General features: G+C 69.0%; 16 protein-coding genes and 1 tRNA gene. All 17 read right to left on the reverse strand.

Annotated features, from left to right (window positions below; all coding sequences use genetic code 11):
- Position 1: 1 nt before the first annotated feature.
- Entirely contained in the window at positions 2–1,045 is a 1,044-nt protein-coding gene (locus tag ABT304_RS01965) for a peptidyl-prolyl cis-trans isomerase (RefSeq protein ID WP_350713106.1), read from the reverse strand.
- Positions 1,042–3,300, reverse strand: coding sequence for an MMPL family transporter (locus ABT304_RS01970; RefSeq protein ID WP_350713107.1), 2,259 nt, complete (start codon positions 3,298–3,300; stop codon positions 1,042–1,044). The genes ABT304_RS01965 and ABT304_RS01970 overlap by 4 nt, the downstream gene beginning before the upstream one ends.
- The gene (locus ABT304_RS01975) at positions 3,297–4,619 is read right to left on the reverse strand and encodes an MlaD family protein (RefSeq protein ID WP_350713108.1); all 1,323 of its coding nucleotides are present in this window, start codon (positions 4,617–4,619) and stop codon (positions 3,297–3,299) included. Before ABT304_RS01975 ends, ABT304_RS01970 begins: the two co-directional genes overlap by 4 nt.
- Entirely contained in the window at positions 4,616–5,872 is a 1,257-nt protein-coding gene (locus ABT304_RS01980; RefSeq protein ID WP_350713109.1) for an MlaD family protein, read from the reverse strand. Before ABT304_RS01980 ends, ABT304_RS01975 begins: the two co-directional genes overlap by 4 nt.
- Positions 5,872–7,158, reverse strand: a complete 1,287-nt coding sequence (locus tag ABT304_RS01985) for an MlaD family protein (protein WP_350713110.1) — start codon at positions 7,156–7,158, stop codon at positions 5,872–5,874. Before ABT304_RS01985 ends, ABT304_RS01980 begins: the two co-directional genes overlap by 1 nt.
- Entirely contained in the window at positions 7,158–8,423 is a 1,266-nt protein-coding gene (locus tag ABT304_RS01990) for an MlaD family protein (protein ID WP_350713111.1), read from the reverse strand. Before ABT304_RS01990 ends, ABT304_RS01985 begins: the two co-directional genes overlap by 1 nt.
- On the reverse strand, positions 8,420–9,769 hold the full coding sequence (locus tag ABT304_RS01995) for an MlaD family protein (protein WP_350713112.1): 1,350 nt from the start codon (positions 9,767–9,769) through the stop codon (positions 8,420–8,422). The genes ABT304_RS01990 and ABT304_RS01995 overlap by 4 nt, the downstream gene beginning before the upstream one ends.
- Entirely contained in the window at positions 9,769–11,019 is a 1,251-nt protein-coding gene (locus ABT304_RS02000; protein ID WP_350713113.1) for an MlaD family protein, read from the reverse strand. Before ABT304_RS02000 ends, ABT304_RS01995 begins: the two co-directional genes overlap by 1 nt.
- A gap of 9 nt (positions 11,020–11,028) precedes the next feature.
- Complete coding sequence (locus ABT304_RS02005; protein ID WP_350713114.1) at positions 11,029–11,835, reverse strand: ABC transporter ATP-binding protein; 807 nt, start codon at positions 11,833–11,835, stop codon at positions 11,029–11,031.
- Between the two features lie 33 nt (positions 11,836–11,868).
- Positions 11,869–12,720 (reverse strand): MlaE family ABC transporter permease, encoded by an 852-nt coding sequence (locus ABT304_RS02010; protein WP_350713115.1) that lies wholly within the window; start codon positions 12,718–12,720, stop codon positions 11,869–11,871.
- A complete protein-coding gene (locus tag ABT304_RS02015; RefSeq protein WP_350713116.1) occupies positions 12,717–13,577 on the reverse strand; it encodes an MlaE family ABC transporter permease in 861 nt (286 codons plus the stop codon). The genes ABT304_RS02010 and ABT304_RS02015 overlap by 4 nt, the downstream gene beginning before the upstream one ends.
- 406 nt (positions 13,578–13,983) lie before the next feature.
- Positions 13,984–14,056, reverse strand: a tRNA-Ala gene (locus tag ABT304_RS02020).
- 63 nt (positions 14,057–14,119) lie between these two features.
- Complete coding sequence (locus ABT304_RS02025) at positions 14,120–14,755, reverse strand: histidine phosphatase family protein (protein ID WP_350713117.1); 636 nt, start codon at positions 14,753–14,755, stop codon at positions 14,120–14,122.
- A 6-nt stretch (positions 14,756–14,761) separates the two neighbouring features.
- Complete coding sequence (gene rsfS / locus ABT304_RS02030) at positions 14,762–15,136, reverse strand: ribosome silencing factor (RefSeq protein ID WP_091047921.1); 375 nt, start codon at positions 15,134–15,136, stop codon at positions 14,762–14,764.
- Positions 15,133–15,822 (reverse strand): nicotinate-nucleotide adenylyltransferase, encoded by a 690-nt coding sequence (gene nadD / locus ABT304_RS02035; protein ID WP_350713118.1) that lies wholly within the window; start codon positions 15,820–15,822, stop codon positions 15,133–15,135. The genes rsfS and nadD overlap by 4 nt, the downstream gene beginning before the upstream one ends.
- Positions 15,823–15,833: 11 nt before the next feature.
- Entirely contained in the window at positions 15,834–15,995 is a 162-nt protein-coding gene (locus ABT304_RS02040; RefSeq protein WP_160027856.1) for a hypothetical protein, read from the reverse strand.
- A gap of 30 nt (positions 15,996–16,025) precedes the next feature.
- Positions 16,026–17,276: a glutamate-5-semialdehyde dehydrogenase gene (locus ABT304_RS02045; protein ID WP_350713119.1), complete on the reverse strand. Its 1,251-nt coding sequence runs from the start codon at positions 17,274–17,276 to the stop codon at positions 16,026–16,028.
- Between the last annotated feature and the right edge of the window lie 65 nt (positions 17,277–17,341).

Genomic DNA, 17,341 nt, shown 5'->3' on the forward strand with positions numbered 1-17,341 from the left:
CTCAGCCGGCCGGGGTGCTCGGCGGAGCGTCCGGGTCCTTGGGACGGTAGTCGTCGGCGTACTCGACCTCGGCAGCCTTGATCTGGCGGCCCAGCCACGTGTTCCAGGCCTTGGTCTGAGCCTGGGTCGTCAGTGTCTGGGTCAGGGTCTGGGCGGCCTGGTCGAGGCTGACCGGGATCGGCTCGGTGATCTCGGTGACCAGGCCGACGTTCCAGCCGTTGCTGGTCTGGACGGGGCCGAAGGCCTTGCCACGCGGAGCCGCGAAGGCGCTCTTGGCGTAGGTGTCCTCGAGCTGGGAGGCCTGAACGGCGCCGAGGCTGCCACCCTTGGCCGCGGTGCTGGAGTCGCGGGAGGTGGTCCTCGCGAGCGTCGCGAACGCCGTGCCCTTGCCGAGCTCGGCGAGCACCTGCTCGGCCTCGTCCTCGGTAGCGACCACGATGTTGCTGATCGAGCGCTGCTCCGGGGTGACCATCTCGGCCTTGTGGTCCGCGTAGTAGCTCTGGACCTCGGCCTGGGTGACCTCGGGGACGCTCGAGGTGATCTCGGAGTAGAGCCGGCTGGTTGCGATGACGCGGGTGATCTCGGCGAGGACCTCGGTCTCGGTGACCCCGGCGGTGGCGAGGAACTGTTCGTACGTCCTCTGGTCGCCGAGCATCTGCGACTCGATCACCTTGTCCAGCTGCTGCTGCGCCTGGGTGCGGGTGACCGTGATGTCCTTCTTCTTCGCGGCCCGCTCGAGGATGAGGCTGACGGCCATCGACTTGGCGGCGTCGCGACGGAAGGAGGCCTTCTTCGCCCCCTCCGTGGGCTGCTTGACGTTGTAGAGCCCGCCGAGCACCTTGATCCGCTTGTCGAGCTCGGAGATCTTCACCGTCCGGTCGCCGACCTGCATCACGGCGTCGGAGGGAAGCGCGTTGGCGCGTTGCACGACGAGGAACGCGCCCGCGCCGACGACCGCAACCGCCACCACGGCGGCGAGCAGCCGAGGCCACCAGATCGGGACCATCGAGCGTAGGTGGAGAGGTTTGATGGCGAGCTTGGTCATGCGCTGACCTCCTGGAGTTCTCGTGTGGGTGGGTGTTCGCCGGACTCAGGCTCCGGAGCCTGGTGCTCCGTCGTGCCGAGCAGGCGGGCAACCAGATGGGCGGCGGCGTACGAGCTGATGACGCCGGCGGCGAGCAGGAGCCCGAAGTCGCGGAGCACGGTGAGGCCAGAGAGCCCGAGGGCGAGATAGCCGACCGCGCCGGCGATCGCCGCGGTCAGGACCGTCCGGCCCGACGAGGCCAGCAGTCTTCGCTCTCCGAGCATGGTGACGAACTCGCACGACGTGACCGTCACCAGCGCCCCGATGGCGAGGGTGAGCGGGCTCAGGTCGATGCCGGCGAGCCGGACGGCGGCGAAGAGCCAGCCGGCGGCGAGCAGGGCGGTGGCCAGGACGCGTACGCCGGCACGCCACGAGCGCAGCCCGAGCCCGACCAGGAGCGCGGCGACGAGGATGCCGACCGCGTTAACGGTGTAGCGGGCATCCTCCATCGCGCTCAGGCCGTCGGCGGCGAGCACGGGCAGGCCGACGATCTCGACGCGGTAGCCCTTCGGTGGCTCCGGCAGCTCCCGGCGCAGCGACTCGATGAGCCGGCGCTGGGCGCGTACGTCGTCGAGCGTGATGCCGTAGGTGGCGACCGCGGCCTGGTGGTTGCGGGACAGCACGGCGTCGGCGAGATAGTCCGGGACGACCTCGGTGCCCGCGCTGACCTGTGCCGCGGTGGCGCTGCCCCCGAGGAAGGCGAGCAGCTGGCTGTACGTCAGCAGCGGCCGCATCTGGTCGGCGTGCTCGCGCACGACGAGGCTCTGGGCCTGCTGCGACCAGGCGATCGCTTCGGGCGAGGCGACGTTCTTGCCGCGCAGCACGATGTCGAGCTCGCCGGAGAAGCCCAGCGTCTGCTCGATGCGAGCCGCGTCGGCCAGCTCGGGTACGCCCTGGGCGAGCTCTTCGGGGCTGGACTGGATCCGCATCCCCGGCAGCATCACCCAGCCCGCGATCGCGGCCGCTGCGAGCACGACCATGCTGCCCTTGGCCACCTTGGGCGACAGACTCAGCGCGCGGCGCGTCCTGCTCGCCGCGGCTCGCGGCTCGACCCGTCCGATCATCAGGCGCAGCACCAGGGCCCAGCCCACGGTCAGCACCAGGCCCAGGGCGAGAGCGAGACCGAACTCGCGCACGAAGGGCAGTGGGGTCAGCGCGAGGCTGGCGAAGGCCGCGGCCGCCGCGCCCGCTGTGACGAGCACGCCGCGCAGCCGCTCGGCCTGCAGCAGGTAGAGTGGGAAGTCGCTGCCCACGCCGAGCAGCACCGGCAGGAACGCGGCGGCACCGAGCGAGAGCGGCACCCCGAGCAGGCCGAAGACCGCGACGGTGGTCGCGGTCCCGAGCAGCGCGCAGCCGAGCGGCAGCAGGCTGTGCCTGCGCCGCCGGCTCCAGCCCGCGCAGACGAGCACCAGCGCGACCGCGCCGAGCGCCACCGCGCCGAGCCGGAGGATCTCCGTGTGAGCGCGGTCGGCGACACCGGAGACGACGACAGGCACGCCCGAGACGACCGGCCGCTCGATGCTCAGCCCGGAGCCGCGTACGGCCTTGCGGATCTCCGCCACCAGGCGCCGGGTCTGCTCCTGGTCCAGGCCGGGCTCAGGCCGGACGAGCAGGGTGGCCGACTTGGCGCTGGGCACCAGGAACCGCCACTCCGGGCGGGGGTTGCCGGCACGGTCCATCAGCACCGAGGCGACGAACTTCTGGTTCTGGACGGTCGGGAGGCCGACCGGCAGCGCCTCGGCGAGAAGCTTGCCGTAGCGGCGGTCGAAGGGGGCGAGCGCGACGTCGCCGGCCGCGGTGATCTCGGCCTTGCTCTTGTGCTGGCGCCGAGCCTTGGCCTCGGCGACGTTGCGGATCTGGTCACGCGCGCCGGCGACCTGGGCCAGCATCCCCTTGACCGAACCCGCGGTCTGGTTGAGCACCGTGCCGGGCCCGTAGACGCTGTGCACGTTCGGCAGGCCCGACAGCGACCCCTCGAGGCGGATCAGGCGCACCAGCTCGGTCGGGTCCAGGACCAGCCCGAGCTGGGTGGTGCCCTTCATCTCCACGACGACGGCGTCGCCGCCGAACGTCTCCTGATAGGCCCGCAGCTGCCGGTCGGCGCTGTCCCCGGCGGGGACGAAGGAGTCGACCTTGGTGTCGACCTCCACGCGCGAGATCCCCAATCCCACCGCCACGAGGACGAGGAGCACCAGCAGCGCGGACCTCCAGGTCACTTGTCCTCCTCGACCCGCGGAGCCTTGCCCCTGAACGGTGCCGGCTCGTCCGCCTGCCCCGGAGCCGGGTAGGGGTTGTTCCAGTGCAACGGGTTGATCGTCTGCAGGTTCAGCGGGTTGCCGCGCACCGAGTACTCGTTGAAGATCGTCGCCAGCCGCGCCGGCGCGACCCCGTTCTCGAGCGGGATGTCGAACGCGCCGCCGAAGTTGCCGAAGAAGGAGCCGATGTCGTTCGCGTACGGCTCGATGTAGGTCAGCATCGGGTTGATGTTGCGCAGCAGCAGGTCGAGGTAGGGCGTGATCGCGATCAGGTTGCGCGAGAGCGCCGGCAGCTGGTTGACGGTCTCCGGCGCGATCTTCAGCGCACCGTTCATGTAGGGAAGCAGCGCCTCGAGGCTGGCGGTGACCGAGGGCAGGTTCACCAGCGCCGCGTTGAGGTCGGGCGCCGCCTGGTCCAGGGAGCGTACGACCGGGCTGAGGTCGCCGGAGAGCTCACCGAGGGATCCGGTCGCCACCCGCGCGCTGCTCATCAGTCCGGGCAGGCGCTGCATCGTGGCCGCCAGCGCCTCCTGCTGCCCGGCGGTCGCCTGGGTGATCCGCTGGGTGTTGTCGATCACCGAGACGATCGCCCCGCGGTTGGTGTCGGCGGCGGCGAGGATCGCGTTCGTCTCCTGCACCAGCGACTGCAGGTCGTCGTTCTGCGCGGCCAGCGCGTCGACCGCGGTGTAGCCGGTGCCGCCGATCTGGCCCAGCCCCTCCATCACCTGGGTGATGCTCTGCTGGGTGCCGTCGGTCGTCGTGCCGAGGTCGGTGAGGGCCGCGGCGAGCTGCTTGCGGGTCTGCGGCGTGAACGTACGCACGACCTCGTCGATGTCGGTGGCGGCTTGGACCGACTCCGGCGACAGGGTGGTCCCGTCCGGGATCTCCTCGCCGGTGCCGTCCTTGATGTCCACGAAGGACTGGCCGATGACGGACTTGACGCCCACGCGGACGGTCGCGCCTTCGTGCAGCGGCGCCACCTCGTCGTCGAGATCCAGCACGACGCGTGCGGTGCGGCCCTCGACCTCGGTCGAGGCGACCCGGCCGACGATGACTCCGGCGACGCGAACCTCACCGGCCTCCTGGAGGTTCTTCAGGTCCGCCGACTCGAAGGAGACCTGGTAGGCGCGGTCGCCGCCCGGGAGCGTCCCGCCGGCACCCTTCCACAGGTAGCCGAACCCGAGCACGCACAGCAGCGCGATGGCCAGGATCACCACGACCGACGTACGCGGCCGAAACCGGGAGCGGGTGGTCGGGATCGTGCGCAGCGTGACACTCATGGGGTGTCTCCCTTCTTGCCCTGGTCGATGCCCTCGTCGGCGAGTCCGCCGGTGGGGTTGGTCAGGTCGACGTGGAGGTTGGCGCGGCCCATGCCGCCGTTGGCGTCGTAGAGGCTGAACGAGGACGAGGTCTGGTAGGTGAAGGCGGCCAGGTCGTCCATCCACGGCACCAGCTCCTTCGTGGCCTGAGGCAGGTAGCCGACGACCGGCTTCAGGTCGGCGAGCGCCGGGTTGGCGTCGGCGACGAAGGGCCGCAGGTCGTCGACCACGGGCCCGGCACGGTCGACGACGGGAGCTGCTCCGTTGACGAAGTTGTGGACCGAGCCGACGGTGCCGTCGAGGTTCTCGACCGCCTCGGGCAGCGTGTCGGAGGCCTTGTCGAGGTCCTTCAGGGTCGGGTCCAGCTGACCGGTGAGATCGTTGACCTCGCCCATCGACCCGGAGAGCTGCTCGGTGAACCCGGGCAGGGTGTCCAGCGACTCGGAGAGCTGCTTGTCACGCTTCGCGACGGCGCCCAGGGTCCTGTCCATCGAGGTCGTCAGCTCGGTGAGCCGTTGCCTGTCGTGGCCGACGGCCTCCGAGATGGTCGTCAGCGAGGTGACCAGCTGGGAGATGTTCGTACGCCGCTCGTTGAGGGCGTTGATGACCGGCTCCCACTGCTTCATGGTCGCGGTGGTCGCGTCCAGTCCCGCCGGGAGCGTGGTCGGCGCATCCTTCAGGCCGATCTGCGTCTGGTCGATCAGCGAGGTCAGCGCCGCCCGGGTGCGCGCGTCGAGCTTGTCCAGAACCTCGTACGGCTGGACGGCTCGCTTGGTCTGCGCAACCGGGAGCGCACCCCCGTCCTCGAGCAGATCGGCGGGCGGGCCGCCCGGATCGAGCTCGATGTACATGACGTTGAGCGGGGCCTTGGTGCGAAGGATCGCGGTGGCGTTGCGGTAGATCCGCTGCTCCTTCTCGAACTCCACGGTGACCTGGGCGGTGCCGGAGTCGGTCGGGTCGGCCGCGGTGATCCGGCCGACCGGCACACCGGCGATCCGGACCTCCTGCACCGCCTCGGGACGTACGCCGGGGGCCGCGGTGAACTCGATGGCGACCGACTGGCGGTCCTGCCACGGCAGCCGGATGTGCTGGTTGCCGAGAACGTAGACGGTCGCGGCGAGGCCGGCCACGAGCGCGATGGCCACCGCGATCGTGTCGCGCTTGAGCCCGGGGGTGTTCCGGATCCGGTCGGCGAGGGTGCTGAGGCTTACCATCAGTTTTCACCTTTCAGCTGCGGGATCAGCTGGGCGAGGGCGTCGTCGAGGTTGAGCGGCGCGACGCTGCCGGCGCTGACACCGGCCTGGAAGTTGAGCAGGCTGCCCTGCGCGTCCTGGGTCATCGAGGCCCGGTCGAGGTTGGTCACCATGTAGGCGAGCTCCTGATAGAACTTGTTGTCCGCCTGGACGCCACCGCCGGTGTCCTTGAACGGGCCGGTCCCGCGGTAGGTGCTTCCCAGCGACTCCAGGACGGGGCCGTTGACGCGGTCGATCACCGGACCCTTGATGTCCTTCAGGATCGGCTTGGTGGTCCTCGCCGTCGGCACCAGGTCCTGGACCAGCGGCTGGGCGTCCTCGAGCAGCCCGGGCAGCTTGGCTGCGACCGGCCTGGTGTCGGCGAGCATCGGCTCGAGGGTCCTGACCAGCGGGCCGACCTCCTCCGCGGTGGGCTGCAGGCCGACCGCGGTCCGGTCGAGCTGACGCAGCGTCGGGGTGAGCTGGTCGGTCGCGGCCTTCGTCTCGTCCAGGGCCGTGGGCAGGCCGGCGACGGTCGCGGAGAGGTCGTCGCTGTGGTCGGCCATCGTGGTCGTCGTGGTGTTCAGGTTCACCAGGCTGCGGGCCAGCGCAGCGTCCTGCTCGTTGAGGGTGGCCGCGAGACTCTCCACATTGCCGATCAGCTCGGGCAGGTCGCGCTGCGGCCGGGTGCCCTGGACCGAGGTCAGCAGCTTCGTGGAGGGGTCGAGGACCTGCGGCGCCTGACGGGTGAACGACCGGATGGGCTTCTGGTTCTTGTTCGACAGGGTCGCACCGGCTTCCTTGATGGTCCCCTGCAGGTCCTTCCTGGTCTCCGTCGGCAGCGCAGCCAGGATCGCGTCGAGCTCGACGGGAACATGGGTGCGGCTCTTCGGGATCGTCTCCTCGGAGTACTCCCCCGATCCGCCCGGCACCAGGTTGAGGGCGTACTGGCCACCGAGGACGGTCAGCGGCTCCACCCGGGCGCTGGGCTTCGCGCCGAGCCGCTCCTTGACACCGTCGTCGATCTTCATGTCGACGTGGGTGGTGCCATCGGCATCCTGGCGTACGTCCGAGACGACACCGACCTGAAGCCCGGCGACCTTCACCTTCGTCTTGCCGGAGACCAGACCGTAGTTCTGGTCGAAGGTCGCGTGGATGGTGTCGCCCGAGCGGACCAGCAGCGACAGCTGGGTCTTGAAGGCCAGCGCCGTGAGGGCGGCGAGCAGGACGACGATGAGCACCACCGCCCGACGAGTCAACACAGACATCAGCACTTCCCCTTTCCGTACTTCAGACCGTGGGAGAACGCCTTGCCCGGACCGGAGTACGGATCGACGTTCGCGAGCGGGTCGGGCTGGCTGGCGACGTAGACGCCCGGGAAGACGAGCATCGCGCTGAAGTAGTGCTTGTCCGGTCCGTAATTGCCGCTGAGCAGGTCGTGCTCGCAGAAGAGCGTGCCGGCGTCGGGGGCGTACGGGCTGAGCACCTCCAGCGTCGGTGCGGTCCTACCGAGCGTCTCGCGGGCGCGGCCGACGGTCGGCTCCACCTTGGTGACGGCGGGCACCAGCGTCCCGACCGGCTCCGCGGACCCTTCGGCGAACTTCTTCACGGTGACCGCGACCGGAGGCGCCTCCACCAGGAAGTCGCGCAGGTTCGGCACCGACTCGACCAGGTCGTCGACGCCTGGGCGCAGCTCGGTGACCGCATTCGCGGTGTCGTCGAGGGCCGGGTTGATCTCGGACAGACCCTGGCGGGCGGTCACCAGCGTCGTGGGCGCCTGGGCCACCGTCTGGCGGAGTGGCTCGGTGTCGTCGGTGTTGACCGCGCCGAGCGTGGTGTTGGTGGTGGTGACAAGAGTCTGGATCTGTCGCTCGTGCCCGTGGATGTGTGAGACCAGCCGGTCCCCAGTGACGAGCAGGCCGTCCAGGTCGGTCTTCGGATCGGATGCCGTGTCGAGCACGAGCGTGGCGTCGTCCATCATCCCGGGCGCGACCTGGAGGGCGCTGTAGAGGTCCTTCTGGTGGCCCGATACCCCACCGCCGACCTCGCGCAGCCCGACCTGCAAGCCCTTGCGAGCCTTGGGTGGCAGCGCGGAGAGCACCGTGTTCAGGTCGGCGGAGCTCGTGGTCTTCTCGGCCGCGATCGGCTTCCCTCCGAGCAGGCCGGAGCTCGCCGTGCCGGGATCGAGGGAGACGAACTTGCGGCCGAGGACGGAGGCGTTGCCGACCGCGGCGGTCGCGTCGGCGTACAGCTCTCGGTCGCCGTCCAGGCGCATCTTCACCAGCGCCTGGTCGTTCTCGTAGGAGATGTTCGTGACGACGCCGATGCGGATGCCGTTCTGGGTGACGTTCTGCTGGGGCTTCAGGGTGCCGACGTCGTCGAAGTACGCAGACACCTCGGTGTGGTCCTTCAGGGGCAGCGCACCGCCGCCCTGGACCAGGGTGCCGACGTAGGCGATCACGCCGCCGGCGGCGATCGCGACGATCCCGATCAGGAGTCGCCGGGCGTCTTGTCGGTGCAGTCGTGCGCTCATGAGTGGCCTCCGATGAGCTGGTCGAGGAGGTTCTGCTCCTGCGAGGACGTGAGTCCGGTCGCGCTGTTGGGATCGGTTGCCTCGGTCAGCGGGCCGGTGAGGTCCGGGAGCGCTTCGTCGGTCTTGTCGGCGCCCTTCGCAGGCTTCTCCCCGCCGACGGTGCCGATGTTCGGCAGCACCTCGGCACCGACGAGCGAGTTGAGCGCCTCGGGCGTGACGTGGACCAGCCCGCGGAAGTAATGGCTCAGCCCGTCGCGGGAGTTGGTGCTCAGCGCCCACTTGGTGACGAACGACATCAGGTCACCCAGGTGCTCGTCCAGGAGCTCGTCACCCACGGGCCGCAGCTCCGAGGCGGTCGTACGCAGGTTGTCGCCGGAGGCGCGCAGGTCCTCGGTGATCGGCTTGATCCGCTTCAGCAGCGCGTCGAGCTCGGCGAAGAGCGGCCCGAAGGAGTCGAAGGCCGGGTCGGCGTAGGGCGAGAACCGGTTGATCTCGTCGGCGATCTCGGCCAGGTCGCGGGTGACCGGGCGGGCCTTCTTCAGGGTGGGGGTGACCGTCTCGGAGACGGTCTCGAGAGAGGTCAGCGTGCGCTGGGCCTCCTTCAGCGTGGCCGGCAGCTCGGCGATGGTCGCCTCGAGCGCCGCCTGCTCATCGGCCAGAGCGTCCAGCGTCTGTCGCGCACGCGAGATCAGCAGGTCGAGCTGCTTCCCGTTCTCGCCGGTGAGCGATGCGGCGACCGGGTCCGCCTTGGCGATCAGGTCGTTGAGCACCTCGTTCTGGCTCCGCAGGATGGCGCCGACCTGGTCGAGATCCTTCATCAACGGTGCGAGCGCCTTGAGAGCATCGGCCATCTTCTGGCCGCCGCCGTTCATGGTGCCCTCGCCCAGCGTGCTGACCAGCGCCGCGAGCGCGGTCGAGGTCGGGTCGTCGAGCGTGTCCAAGACGTCTTGGAGGTTGACGGCCGAGTCGGTCTGCTTCAGCGGGACCGTGTTGTTCCTCAGGTAGGGCGAGGACTCCTTGCCCGGCTCGATGGAGACGTAGTTCTCACCGAGGGCGTTGATCGGCTGGATGAGCAGCTTCGCGTCCTCGTGGACCGGGAGTACGTCCTCATCGAGATCGAGGGTGACCCGGGCGACACCCTTCTCGAGCTTGATCGACTTGACCTTGCCGACCTGGACACCGGACGTGCGGACCTCGTTGCCGACCTCGAGAGGGCTGGCATCCTCGAAGTAGCCCACCAGCTCGGACCGGCTCACGGAGCTTCCCATCAAGTTGGTGCCGGTGACTGCCGTCGCTGCCCCGACCACGACGGTCGCGGAGATGACGGTGAATTTCGAGAGCATCATCAGTTGAGCCCGTCCCCTTCTGCATCGGTCCACGGCTGGCCGGCGATCGAGCCCGGCAGCGGCCGCGCGTCCTGTTTCATGCCCGGCGGCATGACGCCGGGGTTCTGGTCGAAGCTGCTCGCCGACGCGGTGATCAGCGCACGGGCGTAGTGGCCGGAGGCGTCCCGGCTGCCGAAGACGCCGTTCCAGTTGCTGAGCCAGCCGACGAGCTCTGGCGTGTACGGCCGCAGGTAGGAGACCATCGGGCCGGCCTGCTCGAGCGCGCTGGTCGCGGTCGGCAGGATGGCGTTGGCGTCGTTGACCAGCCCCGGCGTGTACTGCAGCAGCTCCTGGGCATCCGCGAGGGTGCCGGGCAACATGGCCAGAGCGGGACGTACGTCGGCAAGGACCGGATTGGCCTGCTTCGCGATCGCCGGAAGCCGGTCGGTCGACGGCCGCAGGGTGCGGAGCACCTTCCGGGTGGAGTCGACCGGCTCGGGGACCGCCTCCAGGGCCGTGGTGGCCGAGTCGATCGTCTCGGGCAGCTTCTCGATGCTCTGGGAGAGCTCGGCCTGGCGCGCCGCGATCTGGGTCGTGAGCGTGTTGAGGTTGTTGATGCTGGCCGCCAGCTCGGCATCGTTGGCCGAGACGTTGGAGGTCACGCCGTGCAGCTCCTTGATGATCTTCTTCAGCGCCGGCCCGTCCTGGGCGATCGCGCTGAGCAGATCGGCGATCGCCTTCACCGTCGGTCCGGCGTCGGCCAGGGTCTTCCGCAGGTCCGGCTGGGTGCCGGCGAGTGTCTTGTTGAGCTGGGCGACGAGGGTCTGCAGCTGCTTGCGGGTGGGCGCGTCGAGGGTGGCGAGCAGCTCGTCGATGTCGACGGCCTCGGCGTTGCCGGTGACCAGGTGCCCTGAGGGCATCTCCGGGTTGGTCCTCGCGCCGGGGACGAGCTCGATCATCCGGGTGCCGAGCACGGACGCCCACTTGATCCGCGCAGTGGTGCCGGCGCGGAGCGGGGCGTACTCGTCCTCGATGGCGACCTCGACCTCGGCCTGCCCATCGCGGACGCCGACCGAGGTGACCTTCCCGACGCGCTGGCCCTTGATCATGACACCGGCGTCCTCGAAGGTCGTGCCGGCCGAGGGCATCAGCAGGGTCAGGCTGTAGTCGGGCCCGGAGGTGAGCTTGACGACGCCCCAGGTGAGAAGGGAGCCGACGATCACCAGGGCGATGACGCCCTTGACACCGGCTCGTTGACGGATCGCGTTCATCGTGGCTCCTCAATCCATCCCGAGCGGGCCGTCGGCGGCTCCGGCCAGGAACTGACGCACGAACGGATCGTCGGAGGCGAAGGTCTCCTCGGCGGTGCCGGCGTGGACGATCTGGCCCTTCCACAGCACGGCCACGTGGTCACTGACCTCCTGGGCGGTCGGGATGTCGTGCGTGATCACGATGTAGGTGCCGCCGTGCTGGCGGTGGACCTTCTGGATCAGACGCCCGAGCAGCTTGGTGCGGACCGGGTCCAGACCCGAGTCGGGCTCGTCGAAGAGCACCACGTCAGGCCGCATCACCAGCGCTCGCGCGAACCCGGCACGCTTGCGCATGCCGCCGGAGATCTCGTTGGGCGCCTTGTCCACGGCCGCCTCGAGGCCGACCTCGCTGAGGTGGAACATCACCGTGTCGCGGATCTCGGCCTCGGAGAGGTCGGTGTGCTTGCGCAGCGGGAACGCAATGTTGTCGTAGATGTTCATCGACCCGAAGAGCGCACCGTCCTGGAAGAGCACGCCGAACCGCTTGCGCAGCTCGTAGCGCTCGTGCTCGGAGACGCCCCAGATGTCGCTGCCGAAGACGCGTACCTCGCCGGCGTCGGGCTCGAGCAGGCCGACGATGTGCTTGAGCAGCACGCTCTTGCCGGTGCCGGACGGACCGAGGACGGTGGTGATGGCGTTGTGGACGAACGTGAGATCGATGCCATCGAGGATGTTGCCGGAGCCGAACGACTTGCGGACGCCGACCAGCTCGATGCTGTGGGGGCTGTTCGGCGACTGCTCGAAGTCGGTGTGCGGAATCGTGAGATTCGCGGTCATCTTTTCCTCCCGTGGACGTGGCGCGCGAGTCATCTAGTTGCCGATCGGTGCGTTGGGGGTGTTGCCGTAGAAGAGCTGGACCAGAGCCATGCCGATGAGGCTGACGAGGACGAGGTTGACGAGCATCGACCGCGCCGTGTTGAGGCCGACGCCGACCGGGCCGCCCTTGGCCGTGTAGCCGAAGTACGAGGCGACGGTGAGGATCACGACGCCGAGGACCGTGCCCCAGATGACAGCGAGGACAAAGTCCCGCGGGTTCTGGAACAAGAACAGGTAGTACTGGAAGCCACCCGGACTGACCGTCTGCAGCAGCTGGACGTTGAAGAGGAACCCGGCGAAGAAGTTGACCACCATCGAGGTGACGAAGATCAGGGGCATGGTGATGGCTCCCGCGATCACCCGGGTGCTGACCAGGTAGGGGATCGACCGGATACCCATGACCTCCATGGCGTCGATCTCCTCGGAGATGCGCATCGCGCCGACCTCGGCCACGATGCCGCAGCCGATCTTCGCCGCGACCATCCAGCCGAAGACCACCTGGATGATCCCGCGGACCCCGGCCACCGAGTTGACCGCGGCGATGTAGGAGTCGATGCCGATGCTGGCGAAGAGGAAGTTGGCGGTCAGGCCCATGACCGCGCCCATCATGAACAGCATCGCCAGGATCACCAGGCTGTTCTCGCGGACGATGGCGCTGGCGTGCCGCACGATCTCCGAGGGGTAGAGACGGATCGCGACCGGAATCTCGGCGAAGACCTTGCCGACGAAACCGACGAACTCCCCCACCCCGTCCAGGCGGTCCTTCGGCGGTGCGGCCGGTCGGCGGCGCCGGGTGGCGACGGGCGCGACGGGGCGTACCGGGCGTACGGGCTCGGCGGCGGTCATCGGAAGTTCCCCAGGTTCGGGAAGAGGCCGAGCAGCAGCGCGTTGAAGGCGAGCTGGAGCACCCAGACCCCCACGAAGGAGAGCACCACCGCCTGGTTGACCGCGCGACCGAGGCCGATCGCGCCGCCGGAGGCGTGGAGGCCCTTGTAGCAGCAGATCGTGCCGATCAGCAGGCCGACCAGGAAGCAGTTGGCGACCACTGCCAGCACCTGCACCGGAGAGACGTTGGCGAACAGGTTGCTGTGGAAGTCGGCGCTGGTCTGGCCGGCGACATAGTTGGCGCCGACCTGCATCGAGACGATCGTGACGATGATCGACGGCACCGAGATCAGGGTCGTGAGCAGGGTCAGCGAGACCACGCGGGGAACGGCGAGGTCTCGGATCGGGTCGACGCCCATGACCTCCATGGCATCGATCTCCTCGCGGACCTTCCGGGCCCCGATGTCGGCGGTCAGTGCCGAGCCGATCACGCCCGCGACGACCATGGACACGATCCACATCGTGAAGGTCCGCATCGCCTGCAACAGCAGCAGCGGGCCGAAGAGCTGTGTGGCTCCGGCCATCGCGAAGAATTGGACCGTCAGGATCGACATGAAGATGAGGAACCCGAAGATCGCCGCGGCGATGGGGAGCGAAGCCTGCTTCAGGGTCTGGTACATGTCGTCGGCGACGTCGACCCAGTAGCCGCGCGGATGCAGCACCGCGCTCTTCACGATCTTCACCAGCAGGTCGACCATCCCGCCCGCCTCGACCACCGGTCGCCGAACCTTCGGCGGCAACCATCTGAGCGAGTTGGACAACGGGTTGTCGTAAGGACCACGCCTGACGATCGGCGGGGCAGCGGCACCTGTGCTCATACCTGTCTGCGCTCCTCGTGCAACTTGATGGGACGGGCAGGAACACCACCCGAGGCGGGTTCCAGCTCGGCGCATCGGGATGCGACGCGCATCACACTCAACGAGGTCATGTGATGCAGGTTACGGGAAAATCCGTATGGCTTTAGGTTTTTTTTCTATAGGTATTAGTTTTACGTTGACGATGCCTCGCCGGCTCCGACATGGGCAGCACGCTGCCAGGCGCCCCGACGGCCGGCGTCAGCGCGACGCACCGGAGGTGCGCGCATCGGAGCGAAACGATCCGAGTCCGCCCATGACGTCGCACAGAGGCTCCGAGAGCGGAACGACAATGTGCCTCAAAAGCGATCGAGCCGCGTTCTCAACCTTCGGTGAAGGTTCAGAACGCGGCTCTGATCAGGTGTTTCGGTGGAGGTGAGGGGACTCGAACCCCTGACCCTCTGCATGCCATGCAGATGCGCTACCAGCTGCGCCACACCCCCGTGGCGTTGTCCCGGTTGATCACCCCGGGCAACGAGAAGAACAGTAGCGGAATGCTCCCGCGATCACGAAATCGGGGTGCCCATTCCGTACGTCGCGAGTCGCCAGGGCGCCGACGGGATGAGCCCGTGGGCGGACTCCCGGGCGGTGAGCTCGATCCAGGCGCAGTTCGTCAGCGGGGCGAGGGTGGTGACGACGGACGGGTCCCAGCCGAGGAAGGCGGCCAAGCCCTGCCGGATGGCACCGCCGTGAGCGACGACCACGACGGTCTCGCCGGGCGCGACGGTCTCGGCGACGTCGTGGAGCGCGCCGCTGAAGCGTGCCGCGACGGTGGGCCAGGACTCGCCGCCGTAGGGCTCCCAGCTGGCCGGCATCTCACCGAAGCGCTCGAGGATCTGGGCGCGGTTCATCCCTTCGGCCTCCCCCGCGCAGACCTCCCGCAGACGCGGGTCGTACGCGGCCTCGAGACCGGTCTCCTCGGCGACGTACGCAGCGGTCTGCCGGGCCCGCATCAGGTCCGAGGAGACCAGGCGGGTGACGGCGAAGGTCGTCCCGAGAGCGCGAGCGGCGGCCTTGGCCTGCTGGTGGCCGGTCTCGGCCAGCTCGATGTCGGTCTGGCCCTGGTAGCGGCCGTCGGCGTTCCAGCCTGTGACTCCGTGGCGGAGCAGGACGATGCGACGGATCTCCGCAGGCTCGACCACCGGACCTCAGCCCTCGGAGACGATGTCGGCGGGCAGCGAGATCGATGGGCAATCACGCCAGAGCCGCTCGAGGGCGTAGAACTGGCGCTCCTCCTCGTGCTGGACGTGCACCACGATCTCGCCGTAGTCGAGCAGCACCCAGCGCCCCTCCTTGTGCCCCTCGCGGCGCAGCGGCTTGGAGCCGAGGTCGCGGAGCTTCAGCTCGACCTCGTCCACGATCGACTGCACCTGCCGCTCGTTGGGGGCAGAGGCCAGCACGAAGGCGTCGGTGATGGCCAGCTGGTCGCTGACATCGAAGGCCAGGATGTGCCCGGCCTTCTTGTCCGAGGCCGCCCGGGCGGCGGTGATGGTGAGCTCGATGGCGTGCTCGGTCGCGGTCATACGCGGTCCTTATTGTGGAGAGTCTTGGATTGAGGGGCCCCGGGTTCCCTGGGCCGGTAGAGGTCGTGCTTGCCGATGTACTGCACCACGCCGTCGGGGACGAGATACCAGACCGGCTCGCCACGGCGACGCCGCTCGCGGCAGTCGGAGGAGGAGATCGCCAGAGCGGGGATCTCGAGCATGGTGATGCGGTCGGAGGGGATCTTCGCGATGACCTCGGGATCCATGGCGTAGCCCGGGCGCGTGCACCCCACGAACTGGGCGAGCTCGAAGAGCTCGTCGGTGTCGCGCCAGGTGAAGATGTCGGCGAGCGCGTCGGCCCCGGTGATGAAGTAGAGCTCGGCGTCAGGAAGCGCCTTGGCGAGGTCGCGCAACGTGTCCCGCGTATAGGTGCGGCCGGCTCGGTCGATGTCGACCCGGCTCACGGTGAAGCGCGGGTTGGCGGCGGTCGCGATGACCGTCATCAGGTAGCGGTGCTCGGCCGGCGAGACATCCCGGTCGGCCTTCTGCCACGGATCGCCCGTCGGCACGAAGACGACCTCGTCGAGGTCGAAGAACGACTGCACCTCGGAGGCCGCCACCAGGTGGCCGTGGTGGATGGGATCGAAGGTGCCACCCATCACCCCGACGCGGCGCTTGCCGGTCAGGCCCTCCAGACCTGGCTCGGGCGCTCCCCCGCTGCCCATCGGATCAGCGCTCAGGAGTGCTCACGGCCACCGGCGAACCAGACCAGGACCAGGAGCGCGAAGACCAGGATCGCCAGGGCGCCGCCACCGATGACCCACTCGATGCCAGAGGTGCCGTGCTCGGCCCCGTGCTCAGCGGAGGTGATGATGCTCGACACAACAGAGTTCGACATGGCGCACAGATTACCTTGTGGCTGCTGCCGCTAGCGCACGTGCCCGTCCCCGGTGACCACATACTTCGTCGAGGTCATCTCGGGCAGACCCATCGGGCCCCGGGCGTGCAGCTTCTGGGTCGAGATCCCGATCTCCGCGCCGAAGCCGAACTCGCCGCCGTCGGTGAACCGCGTCGAGGCGTTGACCATGACCGCCGCGGAGTCGACGGCGGCGGTGAACCGCCGGGCGGCGCCCAGGTCCTCGGTCAGGATCGCCTCGGTGTGACCGCTCGACCAGCGCCGGATGTGGGCGATGGCGGCGTCGAGGTCGGGTACGACCGCGGCGCTGATCTTCAGCGCCAGGAACTCGGTCGCGTAGTCCTCGTCGGTGGCGGGCTCGACGAGGTCGTACGCCTGGAAGGCCTCGTCGCCGTGGATCTGCACCCCACGCTCCTGCAGGGCAGGAACGATCATGGGCAGGAACTCCTTGGCGATGTCGGCGTGCACGAGCAGCGACTCGGCGGAGTTGCACACGCTGGTGCGCTGGGTCTTGGAGTTGATGACGATCGAGACCGCCTTCTCGAGATCGGCGGCCTTGTCCACGTAGACGTGTACGTTGCCCACCCCCGTCTCGATGACCGGCACCGTCGACTCCTCGACGACACTACGGATCAGCCCGGCGCCACCACGCGGGATGAGCACGTCGACCAGGCCGCGGGCCCGCATCAGCGCCTTGACCGAGTCGTGGCCCTCACCCGGCACGACCTGGATCACGTCGGCCGGGAGCCCGACGGAGACGACGGCGTCGCGCAGCACCGCGGCGATCGCCACGTTGCTGGACGCGATGTTGGAGGAGCCGCGCAGCAGCGCCGCGTTGCCGGACTTCAGGCAGATCCCGGCCGCGTCCACGGTCACGTTGGGACGCGCCTCGTAGATCATCCCGACGACGCCGAAGGGCACCCGCACCTGGCGCAGCTCGAGGCCGTTGGCGAGGGTGCTGCCGCGTACGACGTCTCCGACGGGGTCCGGGAGCGCGGCGAGCTCGCGGAGCGCGGCAGCGATGCCGTCGAGACGCTCCGGGGTCAGGGTGAGGCGGTCGATGATGTTGGCCGGGCTGCCCGAGGCCTCGGCCCGGGCGACGTCGTCCGCGTTGGCCTCCAGCACCTCGTCGGCCCGCGCCAGGAGGGCGTCGGCCATCGCGTGCAGCGCCGCGTCCTTCACGCTGCGCGGCGCGACCGCGAGCTCGTAGCTCGCCTCTCGTGCCTTCGCCGCCACCTCTCGGATCACTGCCTCTGCACTCATGCGAGAAAGCCTATGCCGTCGGCGGCACGCAGCCATCACCCTTTCGCCGTGCGGACCGCAGGGCC

Origin of the sequence: Nocardioides sp. NPDC000445 (genome assembly GCF_040300245.1) — a bacterium.
In the GTDB taxonomy this organism is placed as follows: Bacteria; Actinomycetota; Actinomycetes; order Propionibacteriales; family Nocardioidaceae; genus Nocardioides.